Genomic DNA, 13,999 nt, shown 5'->3' with positions numbered 1-13,999 from the left:
CAAACCCAGCCGTATTCAATAAGATGGCACGTGAAACCCGTTACTACGAATCAGGATACCGTACACCATGTCGAACCCGCTGCTGCAAGACTATGACCTGCCGCCGTTCAGCGCGATCCGCGCCGAACACGTCAAGCCGGCCATCGAGCAGATCCTGGCGGACAACCGTGCGCAGATTCACGCGCTGCTCGCCACCTCGCCGACGGAATGGACCTGGGAAGATCTGATGGAGCCGCTGGATGAAACCGGCGAAAGACTGTCACGCGCCTGGTCGCCGGTCGGCCATATGAATTCGGTGGTGAACACGCCGGAGCTGCGCGATGCGTACAACAGTTGTCTGCCGATGTTGAGTGAATATTTCACCGAGCTGGGACAGAACCAGGCGCTGTTCGAAGCCTATACCCAGCTCGCGGAAAGCGACCGCTTCGCCGAGCTGGACGGCACCCAGCAGATGATCATCAACAAGGCGCTGCGCGACTTCCGCCTGTCCGGTATCGCGCTGCCGCCGGCGCAGCAAAAGCGCTACGGCGAGTTGCAGATGCGTCTGTCGGAGCTGCAGAGCAAATTCTCCAACCAGGTGATGGATGCAACCCAGGCCTGGACCAGACATATCACCGACCGGAGCGTCCTGGCGGGGCTGCCGGAATCGGCACTCGATCAGGCGCGCCAGGCGGCCGAAGCCAAGGGGCTCGACGGCTGGCTGATTACCCTGGAGTTTCCCAGCTACTACGCGGTAATGACCTACGCCGATGATCGCGCCCTGCGCCAGGAGCTGTACACCGCCTATTCGACTCGCGCGTCGGATCAGGGTCCGAACGCCGGCGAGTTCGACAACGGCCCGCTGATAGACGAGATTCTCGCGCTGCGTCTGGAACTGGCCGAGCTGCTCGGCTACGCCAGCTTCGCCGAGCTGTCCCTGGCTACCAAGATGGCCGAAAGCACCGACCAGGTCCTGGGCTTCCTGCGCGATCTGGCGTCACGCAGCAAACCCTTTGCCGAGGCAGATCTGCAGTCCCTGCGCGAATTCGCTGCCGAACACGGTTGCGATGCACTGCAAACCTGGGATGTCGGTTACTACAGCGAGAAGCTGCGTCAGCATCGTTACGCCATCTCCCAGGAAGCGCTGCGTCCCTATTTTCCGATCAACCGCGTGCTCGACGGCATGTTTGCCGTGGCTGAACGGCTATACGGCGTGCAGATGCGCGAAGTCGCCGAGTTCGATCGCTGGCATCCGGACGCCCGTCTGTTCGAGGTGGTCGAAGAGGGTCAGGTCATCGGCCGTTTCTTCCTCGACCTGTACGCGCGCAGCAACAAGCGCGGCGGCGCCTGGATGGACGGCTTTCGCGACCGTCGCCGCCTGCCCGGTGGTGTGGTACAGACGCCGGTCGCCTATCTGGTCTGCAACTTCACGCCCGCAGTGGGCGGTAAGCCGGCGCTGCTGACCCATGACGAAGTCACCACCATGTTCCACGAATTCGGACACGGATTGCATCACCTGCTCACGCGGGTCGACTATTCTGCCGCCTCGGGTATCAACGGGGTCGCCTGGGATGCCGTCGAGCTGCCCAGCCAGTTCATGGAGAACTGGTGCTGGGAACCCGAAGGACTGGCGCTGATCTCCGGCCATTACGAGACCGGGGAAGCCTTGCCGCAGGATCTGCTCGAGAAGATGCTCGCAGCCAGGAACTTCCAGTCCGGACTCGGCATGTTGCGCCAGCTGGAATTCTCCCTGTTCGACTTCGAGCTGCATGCGCAGGGCCGAGGCGGGCGCAGCGTGCAGCAGGTACTCGATGCCGTACGCGATGAAGTATCGGTGCTCCGTCCGCCGGCATCGAACCGTTTCCAGAACGGCTTCGCACATATCTTCGCCGGCGGCTATGCAGCAGGTTATTACAGCTACAAGTGGGCCGAGGTGCTGTCGTCCGACGCCTTCTCGCGGTTCGAGGAAGAAGGCGTATTGAATCCGGAGACCGGACGCGCGTTTCGCGAGCACATCCTTGGCAAGGGGGGCAGCCGCGAACCCATGGAGCTGTTCGTCGCGTTTCGCGGACGTGAGCCGTCGATCGACGCGCTGCTACGCCACAGCGGTCTGACCGGGGAAGCGGCATGAGCGACGACGTGATCGTCAAACGCTTCATCGCCGGGGCGGTTTGCCCGGCGTGCAGCGCAATGGACACCATCAAGATGTATGAAGTGGAGGGTGTGCCGCATCGCGAGTGCATCGCCTGCGGCTTCGCCGACACACTGGACGTGCGCGGCAATTCCGTACCGCGGGAGATTCCCACCCGGGTGACCGCGGCCAAGCCGGTCCAACCGTCGAAATCCCAGACGGTACAGTTCTTCCCCAATCCACGCTTGAAAAAACCCTGACCTCCCCCGCGGGCGCGGCGTCAGGTCAGACTGCGTCGCGCCAGCGGATACCGACACCCAGCGTTTGCGACATGCACGGCCACTGCTGCCACAACTCGCGGCGCATGGCCGGATTGATGCGCGACTGATATTCGCGAAACGGCGGCGAGCTGAACAGGCTGTCGGGCACCAGTCCGCGCACTGCGTCATCGACAGCCGCGTCCAGTTCATTGGCGAACGGCTCGCCCAGCAGGTGATGCACGATCAGATTGGCCCGGGTGATATCCATCGGTATCAGCTGCTCACCGCCGTTGACCACATAGCGGTCGTTCACCTCTTCAACCAGCCGGTGCGCCAGATAGGCTTCGTCGAGCAGGGCGAGCATGCCCTGATGGTCTGCCGGCAGGTCCGGCGGGTGCAGGAAGAAGGCTTCGGCTACTTTCAGCACGGGAAGCAGCTGCGTGCGCAGGGTGGCCGTTTCCGCAACGGACTCCGCTGCCTCGATCACATCCGGAACATGCTCGATATAGCAGCGGATAAAGTTGAAAAGTGTCTCTACGCCATCACCCTCGACGACAATCGACTGGTGCAGCTCCGGTAGCCGCTGACCCAGCCAGCCGCGCAGGGCAATCTCGTTCTGCTCGTGTTCCTGAGCCAGGCGCACACGTTCGCGTAGACCGTTGATATTCATGCTCAACTCTCGGACAGGGCGTCAGGGAAGGATTATCGAATCGGACTGAAGCTAGCAGAGGGGTTCTGATCCGTCAAAGTGACTCAGCCGCGAGCCATAACTCCTGAAAAGATGACTGGAAGGCGGCTCGCACGGACTGAATCCGGGCTCTTCCAGCCTGTGCGAGACGACTGCAAAGCCCTTGACAACGGACAAAAATAACCGGAACGAAGGATTGCCAAGCCGCCTCGCAGGTCTATACTCGACAAGTCTGGAGTGCTTGGGGGTTGCCGTCCGCGCCAGCTCGACCGAACAGGGTCGATCTCGCCGTTCAGCCGTATCATGACCGGCCCGGTCATGCCTGCTTGCCCCCGCTTCGGAAGCGATAACAACAATAAAAGGGGACCGGGAATGTTGCGACACGCAAGAGCCTGGCCGGCAGGACTGTCTTTGCTTTGGCTAAGCAGCTCCGCCTGTGCCGATTGGACCGTGAACATGCGCAGGGGGATGACCGAGGTCAGCCACTCCGTATTCGATCTACACATGACCATCTTCTGGATATGCGTCGCCATCGGGGTACTGGTGTTCGCCGTCATGTTCTGGTCGATCGTCATGCACCGCAAGTCTCGCGGCGCTGTGCCCGCGAAATTCCATGAAAATCTTTCCGTCGAGATTGCCTGGACAGTCATCCCGCTGATCATCCTGGTCGGCATGGCTATCCCCGCGACCCGAACGTTGATCGAGATCTACGACGCCGAGGAAGCCGATCTGGACGTCATGATCACCGGCTACCAATGGCGCTGGCAGTATCGCTATCTTGGCGAAGACGTCAGTTTCTTCAGCAACATGTCCACACCCCGCGAGGCAATCGCCAACACCACCGACAAGGGCGAGAACTATCTTCTCGAAGTCGACGAGCCGCTGGTGATACCGGCTGGCCAGAAGGTGCGCTTCCTGATCACCGCCTCGGACGTGATCCACTCATGGTGGGTGCCGGATCTGGCAGTGAAGAAGGACGCCATTCCGGGGTTTATCAACGAAGCCTGGACCCGCGTCGAAGAGCCCGGCATCTACCGGGGCCAGTGCACCGAGCTCTGTGGTCGTGACCACGCCTTCATGCCGGTGGTGGTCGAGGTCAAGAGTGAAGAGGATTACGCGACCTGGCTGGCCGAGAAGAAGGAAGTGGCAGCCCGGGAAGCCGAATTGCGCGACAAGGAGTGGACCCTCGAGGAACTCATGGAGCGCGGCGAAGGTATCTACTCCAGCGCCTGCGCATCCTGCCACCAGCCCGGCGGCGAAGGTATTCCGCCGATGTTCCCGGCGCTCAAGGGCAGTCAGATCGCCACCGCCGACATTCCCGCGCATATCGACATCGTCGTCAACGGCAAACCGGGCACGGCGATGGCCGCCTATGGCAAGCAGCTCTCCGAAGTCGACCTGGCTGCGGTCATCACCTACGAACGTAACGCCTGGGGCAACGATACCGGCGAGATGGTGACACCGCTGCAAATCCTCGAATTCAAAGAAGGCCAATAGGAGACCTGTCATGAGTGCAGTGATCGATCATCACGCCGACCATGCCCATGGTCCGGCCAAGGGCTTGATGCGCTGGGTACTGACCACCAACCACAAGGACATCGGCAGCATGTACCTGTGGTTCAGCTTCGCCATGTTTCTGCTTGGCGGCAGCATGGCCATGGTCATCCGCGCCGAGCTGTTCCAACCCGGCCTGCAGCTGGTAGCGCCGGAGTTCTTCAACCAGATGACCACCATGCACGGTCTGATCATGGTGTTCGGTGCGGTGATGCCGGCCTTCGTCGGCCTCGCCAACTGGATGATCCCGATGATGATCGGGGCGCCGGACATGGCCCTGCCGCGGATGAACAACTTCAGCTTCTGGCTGCTGCCGGCGGCATTCGGCCTGCTGGCGTCGACGTTGCTGATGGAAGGCGGCGGCCCGAACTTCGGCTGGACCTTCTACGCGCCGCTGTCGACGACCTATGCCCCGCCCAGCGTGACCTTCTTCATCTTCGCCATTCACCTGGCGGGCATCAGCTCGATCATGGGTGCGATCAACATCGTCGCGACCATCCTCAACCTGCGTGCACCCGGCATGACGCTGATGAAGATGCCGCTATTCGTCTGGACCTGGTTGATCACCGCCTTCCTGCTGGTGGCGGTGATGCCGGTACTGGCAGGCGTGGTGACCATGATGCTGATGGATATTCACTTCGGTACCAGCTTCTTCAACGCGGCAGGTGGCGGTGACCCGGTGATGTTCCAGCATGTGTTCTGGTTCTTCGGGCATCCCGAGGTATACATCATGATCCTGCCGGCCTTCGGCGCGGTGAGCATGATCATTCCGGCCTTCGCGCGTAAGCCGCTGTTCGGCTACACCTCGATGGTCTATGCGACGGCAGCGATCGCCTTTCTGTCCTTCGTGGTCTGGGCGCATCACATGTTCACCGTCGGCATTCCGCTGACCGGCGAGCTGTTCTTCATGTATGCCACCATGCTGATCGCCGTGCCCACCGGGGTGAAGGTGTTCAACTGGGTGAGCACCATGTGGCGCGGATCCCTGACGTTCGAAGCGCCGATGCTGTTCTCGATCGCCTTCGTCATCCTGTTCACCATCGGCGGATTCTCCGGCCTGATGCTGGCCATCGCGCCGGCCGACTTCCAGTATCACGACACCTACTTCGTGGTGGCGCACTTCCACTACGTGCTGGTGCCCGGCGCGATCTTCGGCATCTTCGCTTCCGCGTACTACTGGCTGCCCAAGTGGACCGGCTACATGTATGACGAGGTGTTGGCCAAGACGCACTTCTGGATGAGCTTCGTCGGCATGAACCTGGCCTTCTTCCCGATGCACTTCGTCGGGCTGGCCGGCATGCCGCGGCGTATCCCGGACTACAACATGATGTTCGCCAACTTCAACATGGTGTCCTCGGTGGGTGCGTTCATGTTCGGCGCCACGCAGCTGCTGTTCCTGTACATCGTCATCAAGTGCATTCGTGGCGGGCCGAAGGCCGCAGCCAAGCCGTGGGAAGGCGCCGAGGGGCTGGAGTGGACCGTTCCATCGCCCGCGCCCTATCACACCTTCACCACTCCGCCCGAAGTGAAGTAGGGAGTCCGCGATGAGCGAAGGCCTGAGCAACAAGCGTCTGGTAGGCAGGCTGTTACTGCTGGTGGTCGGGATGTTCGGTTTCGGATTCCTGCTGGTGCCGATCTACGACGTCATGTGTCAGGCCTTCGGGATCAACGGCAAGACCGACAAGGCGGCCTACGTGGGCGAAGCCAAGTCGGTCGATACCGAACGCACCTTGCGGGTCCAGTTCGTCGCGACCAACGCCGAGGGCATGCAGTGGAGCTTCGGCCCGATGGCCGACGAACTGTCGCTGCACCCGGGTGAAACCCGTGAAATCCGCTTTGTTGCGCACAATCCAACCGACCGGCCGATGGTCGCTCAGGCCATCCCCAGCGTTGCCCCGTCCAAGGCCGCGGCGTACTTCCACAAGACCGAATGCTTCTGTTTTACCCAGCAGGTTTTGCAACCGGGAGAGCGCATCGAGATGCCGGTACGCTTCATCATCGATCCTGAGATGCCCGGGGAGATCCGGCGGTTGACGCTGTCCTACACGTTATTCGATGTGACCGAGCGCATGGCAGGCAGCCTTGACCTGGCCTCCGCGCCCATCAATTGAACAGGCTGCCTGATAAGGAGAACAACACAATGGCAAGTCACGATACGCAGCACGAAGTCTATTACGTCCCGGCGCAGAGCAAATGGCCCATCGTCGGCTCGATCGGCCTGCTGGTAACCGTACTCGGCGCCGGCACGCTGATGAACAACCTGAGTGACGGCGATCCTGCCGGCGGAGCACGCTGGGTACTGATTGCCGGCCTGGCCATCATTGCCTACATGTTCTTCGGCTGGTTCAGCAACGTGATCAACGAGAGCCGCCAGGGACTCTACAGCGCGCAGATGGATCGCTCGTTCCGGATGGGCATGGGCTGGTTCATCTTCTCGGAGGTGATGTTCTTTGCCGCTTTCTTCGGCGCGTTATTTTACATCCGCGTACTGGTCGGCCCGTGGCTCTCCGGCGAAGGCGAACGCGGCTACTCCAACATGCTCTGGCCGGAATTCCAGTTCAGCTGGCCGCTGATGCAGAATCCTGATCCCTCTGCGTTCCCCGGTCCGCGCGAAACCATCAGCCCCTGGCAGCTGCCTCTGATCAATACCATCATCCTGATCAGCTCGAGCGTCACCGTGACGCTGGCCCACCACGCCCTGCGCGCCGGCAAACGCGCTGCACTGCGTAACTGGCTGCTGCTGACCGTAGTGCTTGCGGTAGTGTTTCTCGGGCTGCAGATCATGGAATACGTCCATGCGTACAACGATCTGGGCCTGACGCTCAACTCGGGTATCTACGGTGCCACGTTCTTCATGCTCACCGGCTTTCACGGTGCACACGTGTTCATGGGTACGCTGATACTGACCGTGATACTGCTACGGGTCATCAAGGGCCATTTCACTCCCGACAATCACTTCGGCTTCGAGGCAGCTGCCTGGTACTGGCACTTCGTTGACGTGGTCTGGGTCGGATTGTTCATCTTTGTCTACGTCGTCTGACCGATCCCCCTGGCTGCTCAGCCGTGCAGCCAGGGGGTATTCCAGCCCAGCTGGCCGGACCAGAAACCGTAAGCGATCAGGATGACCACCAGCACGGTCAGGACGATCCTCACACTGAGTGCATTGACCAGCCGTCCACTGTTGTCGGTATCCTTCATGAGGAAGAACAGCCCGCTGAACAGACTTACCGCCAGCGCGGCCAACAACAGCAGAATGGTTATCTTGAGCCACATGACCGACGTTTCCTTGTTCGCAGAATGTCCACGCAGTATAGCGCCGTTGGCGCTCCCGGAGCGCCTGCCATGAGCCGTCGCTTTGCACCTGGCTGGCCTCTGTGGCTGTTCGTCCTGGTCTTCCTTCCCCTGCTGATTACCCTCGGCTTCTGGCAGCTGGACCGCGCCGACGAAAAGCGCACGCTGCAGGCCCGGATCGACCAGGGCAGGGACCAGCCGGCGATCCCACTTGATCAACTGCCGCCTGGCGACGACGCGGCATGGCGACAGCTACGACTGCGCGGTCAATTTGACGTCGAGCATGTCTGGCTGCTGGACAACCGGACCCGCGACGGCCGCTCGGGCGTCGAGGTTCTGCAACCATTTCGTGATGAAGCTACCGGCCAGTGGGTGATCGTCAACCGCGGCTGGATCCCATGGCGGGATCGTAGCGAGCGCCCCGCGGTGAAGACGCCGGAACAGACCGTGACGCTGACCGTGGAAGCCCTGCCCGAGCCCGGTCGCGGCTTCGAACTGCCCGATGGATCGGATCGCAGTGGCTGGCCGAAGCTGATCGTGCGTGTCGAGCCCGAGCGACTGTACGAGCAGCTCGGGCTGGCCAGCCCTGGCTGGATAGCGCGGCTGACCGACAGCGGTCCCGGCGCCCTGCGGCTGGACTGGCCCGGGCTCCCGATGACGTCGACCAAGCATGTCGGCTATGCCGTCCAGTGGTTCGCTCTGGCGGCCGCCCTCATTGTCCTGTTTATCTGGGCCGGCTTTCGGCCCGACTCGGAAGGAACCATCGTCCATGGAAAACCATAACGCATCTGATGCGCCGCCGCGCCGGCGCGGACAACTCAAGCTGCTGGCCGTCTTCGGGGTGGTCGTTGGCCCGATACTCGTCGCCTGGATCATGGCACGCTCGGGCGTCGGCGTGCCGGAGAGCCATACCAACAAGTCCGACCTGCTGGAGCAGGAAGTGTCCGTACAGGCGTGGGGCGCCGGTGTCGAACCCCTGGGCTATGGCGCCCCGTGGCGACTGACTGTCACCACGCCGGGTGAATGCACCGAGGCGTGCCTGGCGCTGGTCCATGAAGCGCGGCAGATCAATGTGGCGCTGGGCCGGGAGGCCGGCCGGGTGGAGCACGTACTGCTGCCGGCGCAGCCGTTGTCGGCTGAGACCCGCGAACGGATAGAAACCGACTTTCCGCGTCTAGCGGTACAGCCATTGAACCAGTCGGCCTACCAGGACAGTCTGAACGGCCAGCCGCAGGACTGGCAGCAGGGCCCGCAACTCTGGGTGGTCGATCCACTCGGCCGGGTGGTGCTCAGGCGCAATCCGGACCGGCCGGGCCGGCAGATACTGGATGATCTGAAACACCTGCTGAAAGTTTCGAAGATAGGGTAATCACATGCGTAAACCGGGGTTCAATTTCGCGGTGCTGGCACTGCTGCTGGGTTTTGTAGTGGTCGTACTGGGTGCCTTTACCCGGCTTACCCACGCCGGGCTGGGTTGTCCGGACTGGCCCGGCTGCTACGGCTTTCTCAGTGTGCCGCGAAGCGATTCGGCACTTGAACTGGCGCAGATGCGCTACCCGGATAGCCCGGTCGAGTCGTTCAAGGCCTGGGCGGAGATGATCCACCGCTACGCGGCCGGCACGCTCGGACTGGTCATCCTCGGGCTCGCCCTGTTCAGCCTGCGGCACCGTCAAGAGCGCGGGTACCCGGCAGGCCTGAGCTTTGGCCTGTTGCTGCTGGTGATCTGCCAGGCAGCATTCGGCATGTGGACGGTGACGCTCAAACTGTGGCCGCAGGTGGTGACCGCGCATCTGCTCGGCGGCTTTGCCACGCTCAGCCTGCTGCTGTTGCTGTGCCTGCGCCTGCATGGCGGATTGCGTCCCCTGGGGAGTCCTTCCCGCCAGCCGGTCAGACTGGTGGCGCGCATAGCGCTAATGGTGGTCATCGCCCAGATCGCTCTGGGCGGCTGGACCAGCAGCAACTACGCAGCCCTTGCCTGCACCGACCTGCCCACATGCCATGGCGAATGGTGGCCGGACATGAACTTCGCTGCCGGCTTCGATGTCTTCCACGAGATCGGACCCAACTACCTGGGCGGCATACTGGACGGCGCAGGACGCACGGCAATTCACTTCGCACACCGGATCGGTGCAGTGATCACCACGCTGACCGTCCTGTTTCTGGCATGGCGCCTGCTGCGCTCGGGCCTGCCGACAATGGCCGGCCTGATCGTTCTGGTACTGCTGATGCAGGTCGCGCTTGGGGTGACCAACGTGCTGGCGCACCTGCCGTTGTCGGTGGCCGTTGCACACAACGCCGGAGGAGCCTGCCTGCTGCTGGTCATGGTGGCGGTGAACTACCGGCTGCGCTCGCCCGGGAACGAGGCAATCTTTGCCAGACCGCATCCGGGCAGCGCGCTGGCCAGTCACTGAAGGCTGGCGCATACTGGGACCACAATAAACATAAAGGCGCTTGAAAAGCGTCAGGGGGAGAGCACGATGCGGAGCTTGACCAACGCAGGTCAGCTGGAGGCCAGCTGGCGCGATTACCTGGAGCTGACCAAGCCCAAGGTCGTGGCGCTGATGATCATCACGTCGGCGATCGGCATGCTGCTGGCCACCGAAGGGGCGGTGCCCTGGGTGGTACTGGTCGCCGGTAATCTGGGCATTGCACTGTGTGCCGGCTCTGCCGCCGCCATCAACCATGTGGTGGATCGCCGTATCGACCTGCACATGGCCCGCACGCAGAGACGCCCGTTGGCCCAGGGTCGCGTCAACCCGGTCAATGCGGTGGTGTTCGCCATGCTGCTGGGTGTTGCCGGTATGGCGATACTGCTGCAATGGGTCAACGCCATTACGGCCTGGCTGACACTTGGTTCGCTGCTCGGCTACGCCGTGATCTATACCTCCTTTCTCAAACGCGCCACTCCGCAGAACATCGTGATCGGCGGGCTTGCCGGCGCAGCACCCCCGCTGCTCGGCTGGACCGCCGTCACCGGTCAGATCGACGCCGAAGGGCTCCTGCTGGTGCTGATCATCTTCGCCTGGACACCGCCGCACTTCTGGGCGCTGGCGATTCATCGCAAGGCCGAGTACGCCAAGGTCGATATTCCGATGCTGCCGGTCACCCACGGCGAGCGCTACACCAAACTGCATATTCTGCTCTACACCCTGATCCTGCTGGCCGTCAGTTTGCTGCCCTACGTCATCCAGATGAGCGGACCGCTGTATCTGGTGGTCGCGCTGGTGCTGGGCATCCGCTTCCTCGACTGGGCCTGGGCGCTGTGGAAGGACAGTCGGCTTCACGCGGCCATCAAGACGTTCAAATACTCGCTCTGGTACCTGCTGTGGCTGTTTGTGGCACTGCTGGTCGATCACTACGCCAGCATCGCCGGCTGGTTATGAGCGGCGTTCAGAGAACGGTATGGATCATCCTCGCGATCATCGCGATGATCCTCGGTCTGCTGCTGTTCAAGATGACCCGGACCCCGGATCTGGACGCCGAGCAGCTATCGCAGGCAGGCATCTTCGTCTTCGACGCTCCGCGCCCGGTGCCGGAGGTGCGCCTGCAGGCGGCAGGCAACGGTGACTGGACCGAGCAACAGCTCCGTGGGCAGTGGGATCTGGTGTTCTTCGGATACACCTTCTGCCCGGACATCTGCCCGACCACCCTGGCCGATCTCCGCCAGTTGGTGGCCGACCTGCCAGAGCAAGCGCGCGACAATCTGCGCGTGACACTGGTGAGCGTCGATCCCGAGCGCGACACCCCGGCACGACTGCGCGAATACCTCGACTATTTCAATCCGGAGTTTCGCGGAGCCACCGGCGAGCCTGCCGAGCTGGAGAAGCTGGCCAGCGCGTTGTCGATTGCCTATATCGAGCCGGACACGTCTGAGCAGGACTATCTGGTCGATCACAGCGGACAGGTGGTGTTGATCGACCCGGAAGGCCGCTACGCCGGTTTTCTGCGCGCCCCCTTGCAGCGCCAATCGGTCACCCGATACCTGCCGCAGCTGATGCAGCGCTAGTCGGAGGCGGGCGGCTTGGCGCCGATGCGCTTGCCGCCCTGTGCCGAAACTCTGCCAGCCTGCCCGACCTGACGCGCACCCAGGCGCGCCTCGCCCACCAGGCCCGCAATCAGCTTGCCTTCCGGCAGGCCGGACCAGAACCGATTCGGCATGTGCCCCCGCATCACTTTCGGGTTGACCCGCGCAGGATTGAAGATGCAGCTGTAGTAGGTCTGCCAAAGCGCGTCGTCTTGGCTACACACCGCGTCGGCCAGGGCCCGCCATTGCTCTGGACAGCTCCGCTGGTGCTGCAGGTGTTCCCCGTCGAACCAGACAGCATCGCGCGAGGACACGATCATCCAGCGCTGCCTGCCAAGACGACCGATGAAATGCTCGCTGGCCCAACCGAGTATGTCGTGCGCGGCTTCATGAATCGCGACGTAATCCAGCGACGGATTCACCGGGCAGGGGTGAAAGCGCAGGAAGGCGTGCAGGTGGTGAGCCTCGCGCCTGACCGCCTTGATCCGCCGCTGCAGCTCACTGCCATCCGGGTCGCCGGCGAGTCGGGCTTCCGGCTCGCCGTGCGTCACGCGCCACAGGACGCGGTAGAGCAGATTCCAGCGACCCGGCATGCGATGACAACCCGCCAGCTGCAGATCCTGAAGCAGATCGGCCGGTACCCGGACGGACGGGCCTGACGAGACCACAGGCAGCGTGCCGTCGCTTGGCTGATCGTCGAACAGCTGTCGCGCCTCGACATCTTCCCAGCAGACCTGCTCCGGCGCGACCCCGGCCAGCAACAAACCGCGCGCCTGGCTGCGCCACTGGGTGAAGTCGTCATCGCAGGTGAGCACCCTCATCCCCACAGCCCCATCTGCGCAGGCTGATCACGCAAGTGGGTGCGCAAAACCGCCGACTCGACGGTGTCCTGGCGCGGTCGATAATCGGCGGTGACCACGAAGGGCCGCGCCTTGTCCATCACGCAGCGCAGACGCAACAGGTCCTGGTATCGCACGCGTTTCAAGGCACGCAACTCGACAATACGTTGTGCCGAGCGCAGTCCGATGCCCGGGATGCGGGCGATCATGCCCGCCTCGGCGCGGTTCAGATCGACGGGGAATTGCTCGCGATTGGCCAGCGCCCACGCCAGCTTCGGATCGATATCCAGCGACAGCTCGCGTGTTTCGCCGAGCAGTTCCCCGGCCTTGAAGCCGTAGCCACGCAGCAGGAAATCGGCCTGATACAGGCGGTGCTCGCGCATCAGCGGCGGTGGCTGGAAGGGGACCGACGACGGGCTGTTGGGGATCGGGCTGAAAGCCGAGTAGTAGACCCGTTTGAGACGGTAGTCTCGATACAGCGACTCGGCTCTGAATAATACGGTGCGGTCATCGCTGGCGTCGGCCCCAACGATCATCTGTGTGCTCTGGCCGCCAGGCGCGAACGCCGGCGCACGGCGATCTGCCCGCGAATCCTGCGAGGCATCGTCAATCGTGCCCATGGTCTGGGTGATGCTGTCGATGCGCTTTTCCGGTGCCAGGCGGATCAGCGTGGCCGGGTCGGGCAGCTCGATGTTCACGCTCAGACGATCGGCGTAGCGGCCCGCCTCGACGATCAGCGCCGGGTCAGCCTCGGGGATCGTCTTCAGATGGATATAGCCGCGAAATTCATGCTCCTCGCGGAGCAACCTGGCCACGCGCACCAGTTGCTCCATGGTGTAATCGGCCGACCGAATGATGCCCGAGCTGAGAAACAGCCCGCTGATGTAGTTGCGCTGGTAGAAATCCAGCGTCAGCCTGACCACTTCTTCCGGCGTGAAGCGCGCCCGTGGTACGTCACTGGACCGCCGGTTGATGCAGTACTGGCAGTCATACAGACAGAAGTTGGTGAGCAGGACCTTGAGCAGCGATACGCAGCGGCCATCCGGCGTGTAGCTGTGACAGATTCCCATGCCATCGGTGGCACCGATGCCGCTCTTGCCCTTGGAGCTGCGCTTTGGCGCCCCGCTGCTTGCACAGGAAGCGTCGTACTTGGCGGCGTCGGCGAGCACGGCGAGTTTGTCGATCAGCTGCATGACGGCATCCGAAACTGTATGGACATACAGCTTATTGCAA

The 13,999-nt window shown here is 62.5% G+C and carries 15 protein-coding genes; 11 read left to right on the top strand and 4 right to left on the bottom strand.

Annotation, left to right across the window (positions count from 1 at the left end):
• Positions 1-67: 67 nt before the first annotated feature.
• Positions 68-2,110, top strand: a complete 2,043-nt coding sequence (gene prlC / locus KEM63_RS00475; RefSeq protein ID WP_223653939.1) for an oligopeptidase A — start codon at positions 68-70, stop codon at positions 2,108-2,110.
• The gene (locus KEM63_RS00470) at positions 2,107-2,370 is read left to right on the top strand and encodes a YheV family putative zinc ribbon protein (protein WP_223653937.1); all 264 of its coding nucleotides are present in this window, start codon (positions 2,107-2,109) and stop codon (positions 2,368-2,370) included. Before prlC ends, KEM63_RS00470 begins: the two co-directional genes overlap by 4 nt.
• 25 nt (positions 2,371-2,395) lie before the next feature.
• Here the strand turns inward: KEM63_RS00470 and KEM63_RS00465 are convergent, their stop codons facing one another.
• Positions 2,396-3,040: a hypothetical protein gene (locus tag KEM63_RS00465; protein WP_223653935.1), complete on the bottom strand. Its 645-nt coding sequence runs from the start codon at positions 3,038-3,040 to the stop codon at positions 2,396-2,398.
• A gap of 390 nt (positions 3,041-3,430) precedes the next feature.
• Between KEM63_RS00465 and coxB the strand changes: the two genes are divergently transcribed.
• From coxB to KEM63_RS00445, 4 genes are read left to right on the top strand one after another with little or no spacing between them, the layout of a single operon-like run.
• Positions 3,431-4,555, top strand: a complete 1,125-nt coding sequence (gene coxB / locus KEM63_RS00460) for a cytochrome c oxidase subunit II (RefSeq protein ID WP_223653933.1) — start codon at positions 3,431-3,433, stop codon at positions 4,553-4,555.
• A gap of 10 nt (positions 4,556-4,565) precedes the next feature.
• Positions 4,566-6,146, top strand: a complete 1,581-nt coding sequence (gene ctaD / locus KEM63_RS00455) for a cytochrome c oxidase subunit I (RefSeq protein ID WP_223653931.1) — start codon at positions 4,566-4,568, stop codon at positions 6,144-6,146.
• Positions 6,147-6,156: 10 nt separating this feature from the next.
• Entirely contained in the window at positions 6,157-6,723 is a 567-nt protein-coding gene (locus KEM63_RS00450; RefSeq protein WP_223653930.1) for a cytochrome c oxidase assembly protein, read from the top strand.
• Between the two features lie 29 nt (positions 6,724-6,752).
• Complete coding sequence (locus KEM63_RS00445) at positions 6,753-7,652, top strand: cytochrome c oxidase subunit 3 (protein WP_223653922.1); 900 nt, start codon at positions 6,753-6,755, stop codon at positions 7,650-7,652.
• A 17-nt stretch (positions 7,653-7,669) separates the two neighbouring features.
• Here the strand turns inward: KEM63_RS00445 and KEM63_RS00440 are convergent, their stop codons facing one another.
• Positions 7,670-7,885, bottom strand: coding sequence for a twin transmembrane helix small protein (locus KEM63_RS00440; protein ID WP_223653920.1), 216 nt, complete (start codon positions 7,883-7,885; stop codon positions 7,670-7,672).
• Between the two features lie 69 nt (positions 7,886-7,954).
• Here KEM63_RS00440 and KEM63_RS00435 point away from each other — a divergent pair, with 69 nt between their 5' ends.
• The 5 genes from KEM63_RS00435 to KEM63_RS00415 all read left to right on the top strand — a co-directional run bounded on the left by KEM63_RS00435 (position 7,955) and on the right by KEM63_RS00415 (position 11,909).
• Positions 7,955-8,686, top strand: a complete 732-nt coding sequence (locus tag KEM63_RS00435; protein WP_223653918.1) for an SURF1 family protein — start codon at positions 7,955-7,957, stop codon at positions 8,684-8,686.
• A complete protein-coding gene (locus tag KEM63_RS00430; protein ID WP_223653916.1) occupies positions 8,673-9,272 on the top strand; it encodes a hypothetical protein in 600 nt (199 codons plus the stop codon). Before KEM63_RS00435 ends, KEM63_RS00430 begins: the two co-directional genes overlap by 14 nt.
• Positions 9,273-9,276: 4 nt before the next feature.
• Positions 9,277-10,314, top strand: a complete 1,038-nt coding sequence (locus KEM63_RS00425; protein WP_223653914.1) for a COX15/CtaA family protein — start codon at positions 9,277-9,279, stop codon at positions 10,312-10,314.
• 66 nt (positions 10,315-10,380) lie between these two features.
• Positions 10,381-11,286: a heme o synthase gene (gene cyoE, locus KEM63_RS00420; protein ID WP_223653912.1), complete on the top strand. Its 906-nt coding sequence runs from the start codon at positions 10,381-10,383 to the stop codon at positions 11,284-11,286.
• Positions 11,283-11,909, top strand: coding sequence for an SCO family protein (locus tag KEM63_RS00415; protein WP_223653910.1), 627 nt, complete (start codon positions 11,283-11,285; stop codon positions 11,907-11,909). The genes cyoE and KEM63_RS00415 overlap by 4 nt, the downstream gene beginning before the upstream one ends.
• On the opposite strand, the gene KEM63_RS00410 is transcribed toward KEM63_RS00415, so the two are convergent.
• Both KEM63_RS00410 and KEM63_RS00405 read right to left on the bottom strand, forming a co-directional pair.
• The gene (locus KEM63_RS00410; RefSeq protein WP_223653909.1) at positions 11,906-12,748 is read right to left on the bottom strand and encodes a TIGR03915 family putative DNA repair protein; all 843 of its coding nucleotides are present in this window, start codon (positions 12,746-12,748) and stop codon (positions 11,906-11,908) included. The genes KEM63_RS00415 and KEM63_RS00410 overlap by 4 nt on opposite strands.
• Positions 12,745-13,959 carry a putative DNA modification/repair radical SAM protein gene (locus KEM63_RS00405; protein WP_223653907.1) on the bottom strand — a complete coding sequence of 405 codons (1,215 nt, stop codon included), beginning with the start codon at positions 13,957-13,959 and terminating at the stop codon, positions 12,745-12,747. Before KEM63_RS00405 ends, KEM63_RS00410 begins: the two co-directional genes overlap by 4 nt.
• Positions 13,960-13,999 lie beyond the last annotated feature (40 nt).

This window comes from Halopseudomonas nanhaiensis (assembly GCF_020025155.1).
Classification (GTDB): domain Bacteria; phylum Pseudomonadota; class Gammaproteobacteria; order Pseudomonadales; family Pseudomonadaceae; genus Halopseudomonas; species Halopseudomonas nanhaiensis.
Note: the sequence above shows the minus strand (reverse complement) of the source record. Positions and strands in the feature narration are given on the sequence as shown.

Excerpts from the sequence above, each read along its gene's own strand:
- coxB (WP_223653933.1), top strand. The coding sequence starts at position 3,431 with ATGTTGCGACACGCAAGAGCCTGGCCGGCAGGACTGTCTTTGCTTTGG.
- KEM63_RS00435 (WP_223653918.1), top strand. The coding sequence starts at position 7,955 with ATGAGCCGTCGCTTTGCACCTGGCTGGCCTCTGTGGCTGTTCGTCCTG.
- KEM63_RS00465 (WP_223653935.1), bottom strand. The coding sequence starts at position 3,040 with ATGAATATCAACGGTCTACGCGAACGTGTGCGCCTGGCTCAGGAACAC.
- prlC (WP_223653939.1), top strand. The coding sequence starts at position 68 with ATGTCGAACCCGCTGCTGCAAGACTATGACCTGCCGCCGTTCAGCGCG.
- cyoE (WP_223653912.1), top strand. The coding sequence starts at position 10,381 with ATGCGGAGCTTGACCAACGCAGGTCAGCTGGAGGCCAGCTGGCGCGAT.
- KEM63_RS00410 (WP_223653909.1), bottom strand. The coding sequence starts at position 12,748 with ATGAGGGTGCTCACCTGCGATGACGACTTCACCCAGTGGCGCAGCCAG.
- KEM63_RS00425 (WP_223653914.1), top strand. The coding sequence starts at position 9,277 with ATGCGTAAACCGGGGTTCAATTTCGCGGTGCTGGCACTGCTGCTGGGT.
- KEM63_RS00450 (WP_223653930.1), top strand. The coding sequence starts at position 6,157 with ATGAGCGAAGGCCTGAGCAACAAGCGTCTGGTAGGCAGGCTGTTACTG.
- KEM63_RS00445 (WP_223653922.1), top strand. The coding sequence starts at position 6,753 with ATGGCAAGTCACGATACGCAGCACGAAGTCTATTACGTCCCGGCGCAG.
- KEM63_RS00405 (WP_223653907.1), bottom strand. The coding sequence starts at position 13,959 with ATGCAGCTGATCGACAAACTCGCCGTGCTCGCCGACGCCGCCAAGTAC.
- KEM63_RS00430 (WP_223653916.1), top strand. The coding sequence starts at position 8,673 with ATGGAAAACCATAACGCATCTGATGCGCCGCCGCGCCGGCGCGGACAA.
- KEM63_RS00440 (WP_223653920.1), bottom strand. The coding sequence starts at position 7,885 with ATGTGGCTCAAGATAACCATTCTGCTGTTGTTGGCCGCGCTGGCGGTA.
- KEM63_RS00415 (WP_223653910.1), top strand. The coding sequence starts at position 11,283 with ATGAGCGGCGTTCAGAGAACGGTATGGATCATCCTCGCGATCATCGCG.
- ctaD (WP_223653931.1), top strand. The coding sequence starts at position 4,566 with ATGAGTGCAGTGATCGATCATCACGCCGACCATGCCCATGGTCCGGCC.
- KEM63_RS00470 (WP_223653937.1), top strand. The coding sequence starts at position 2,107 with ATGAGCGACGACGTGATCGTCAAACGCTTCATCGCCGGGGCGGTTTGC.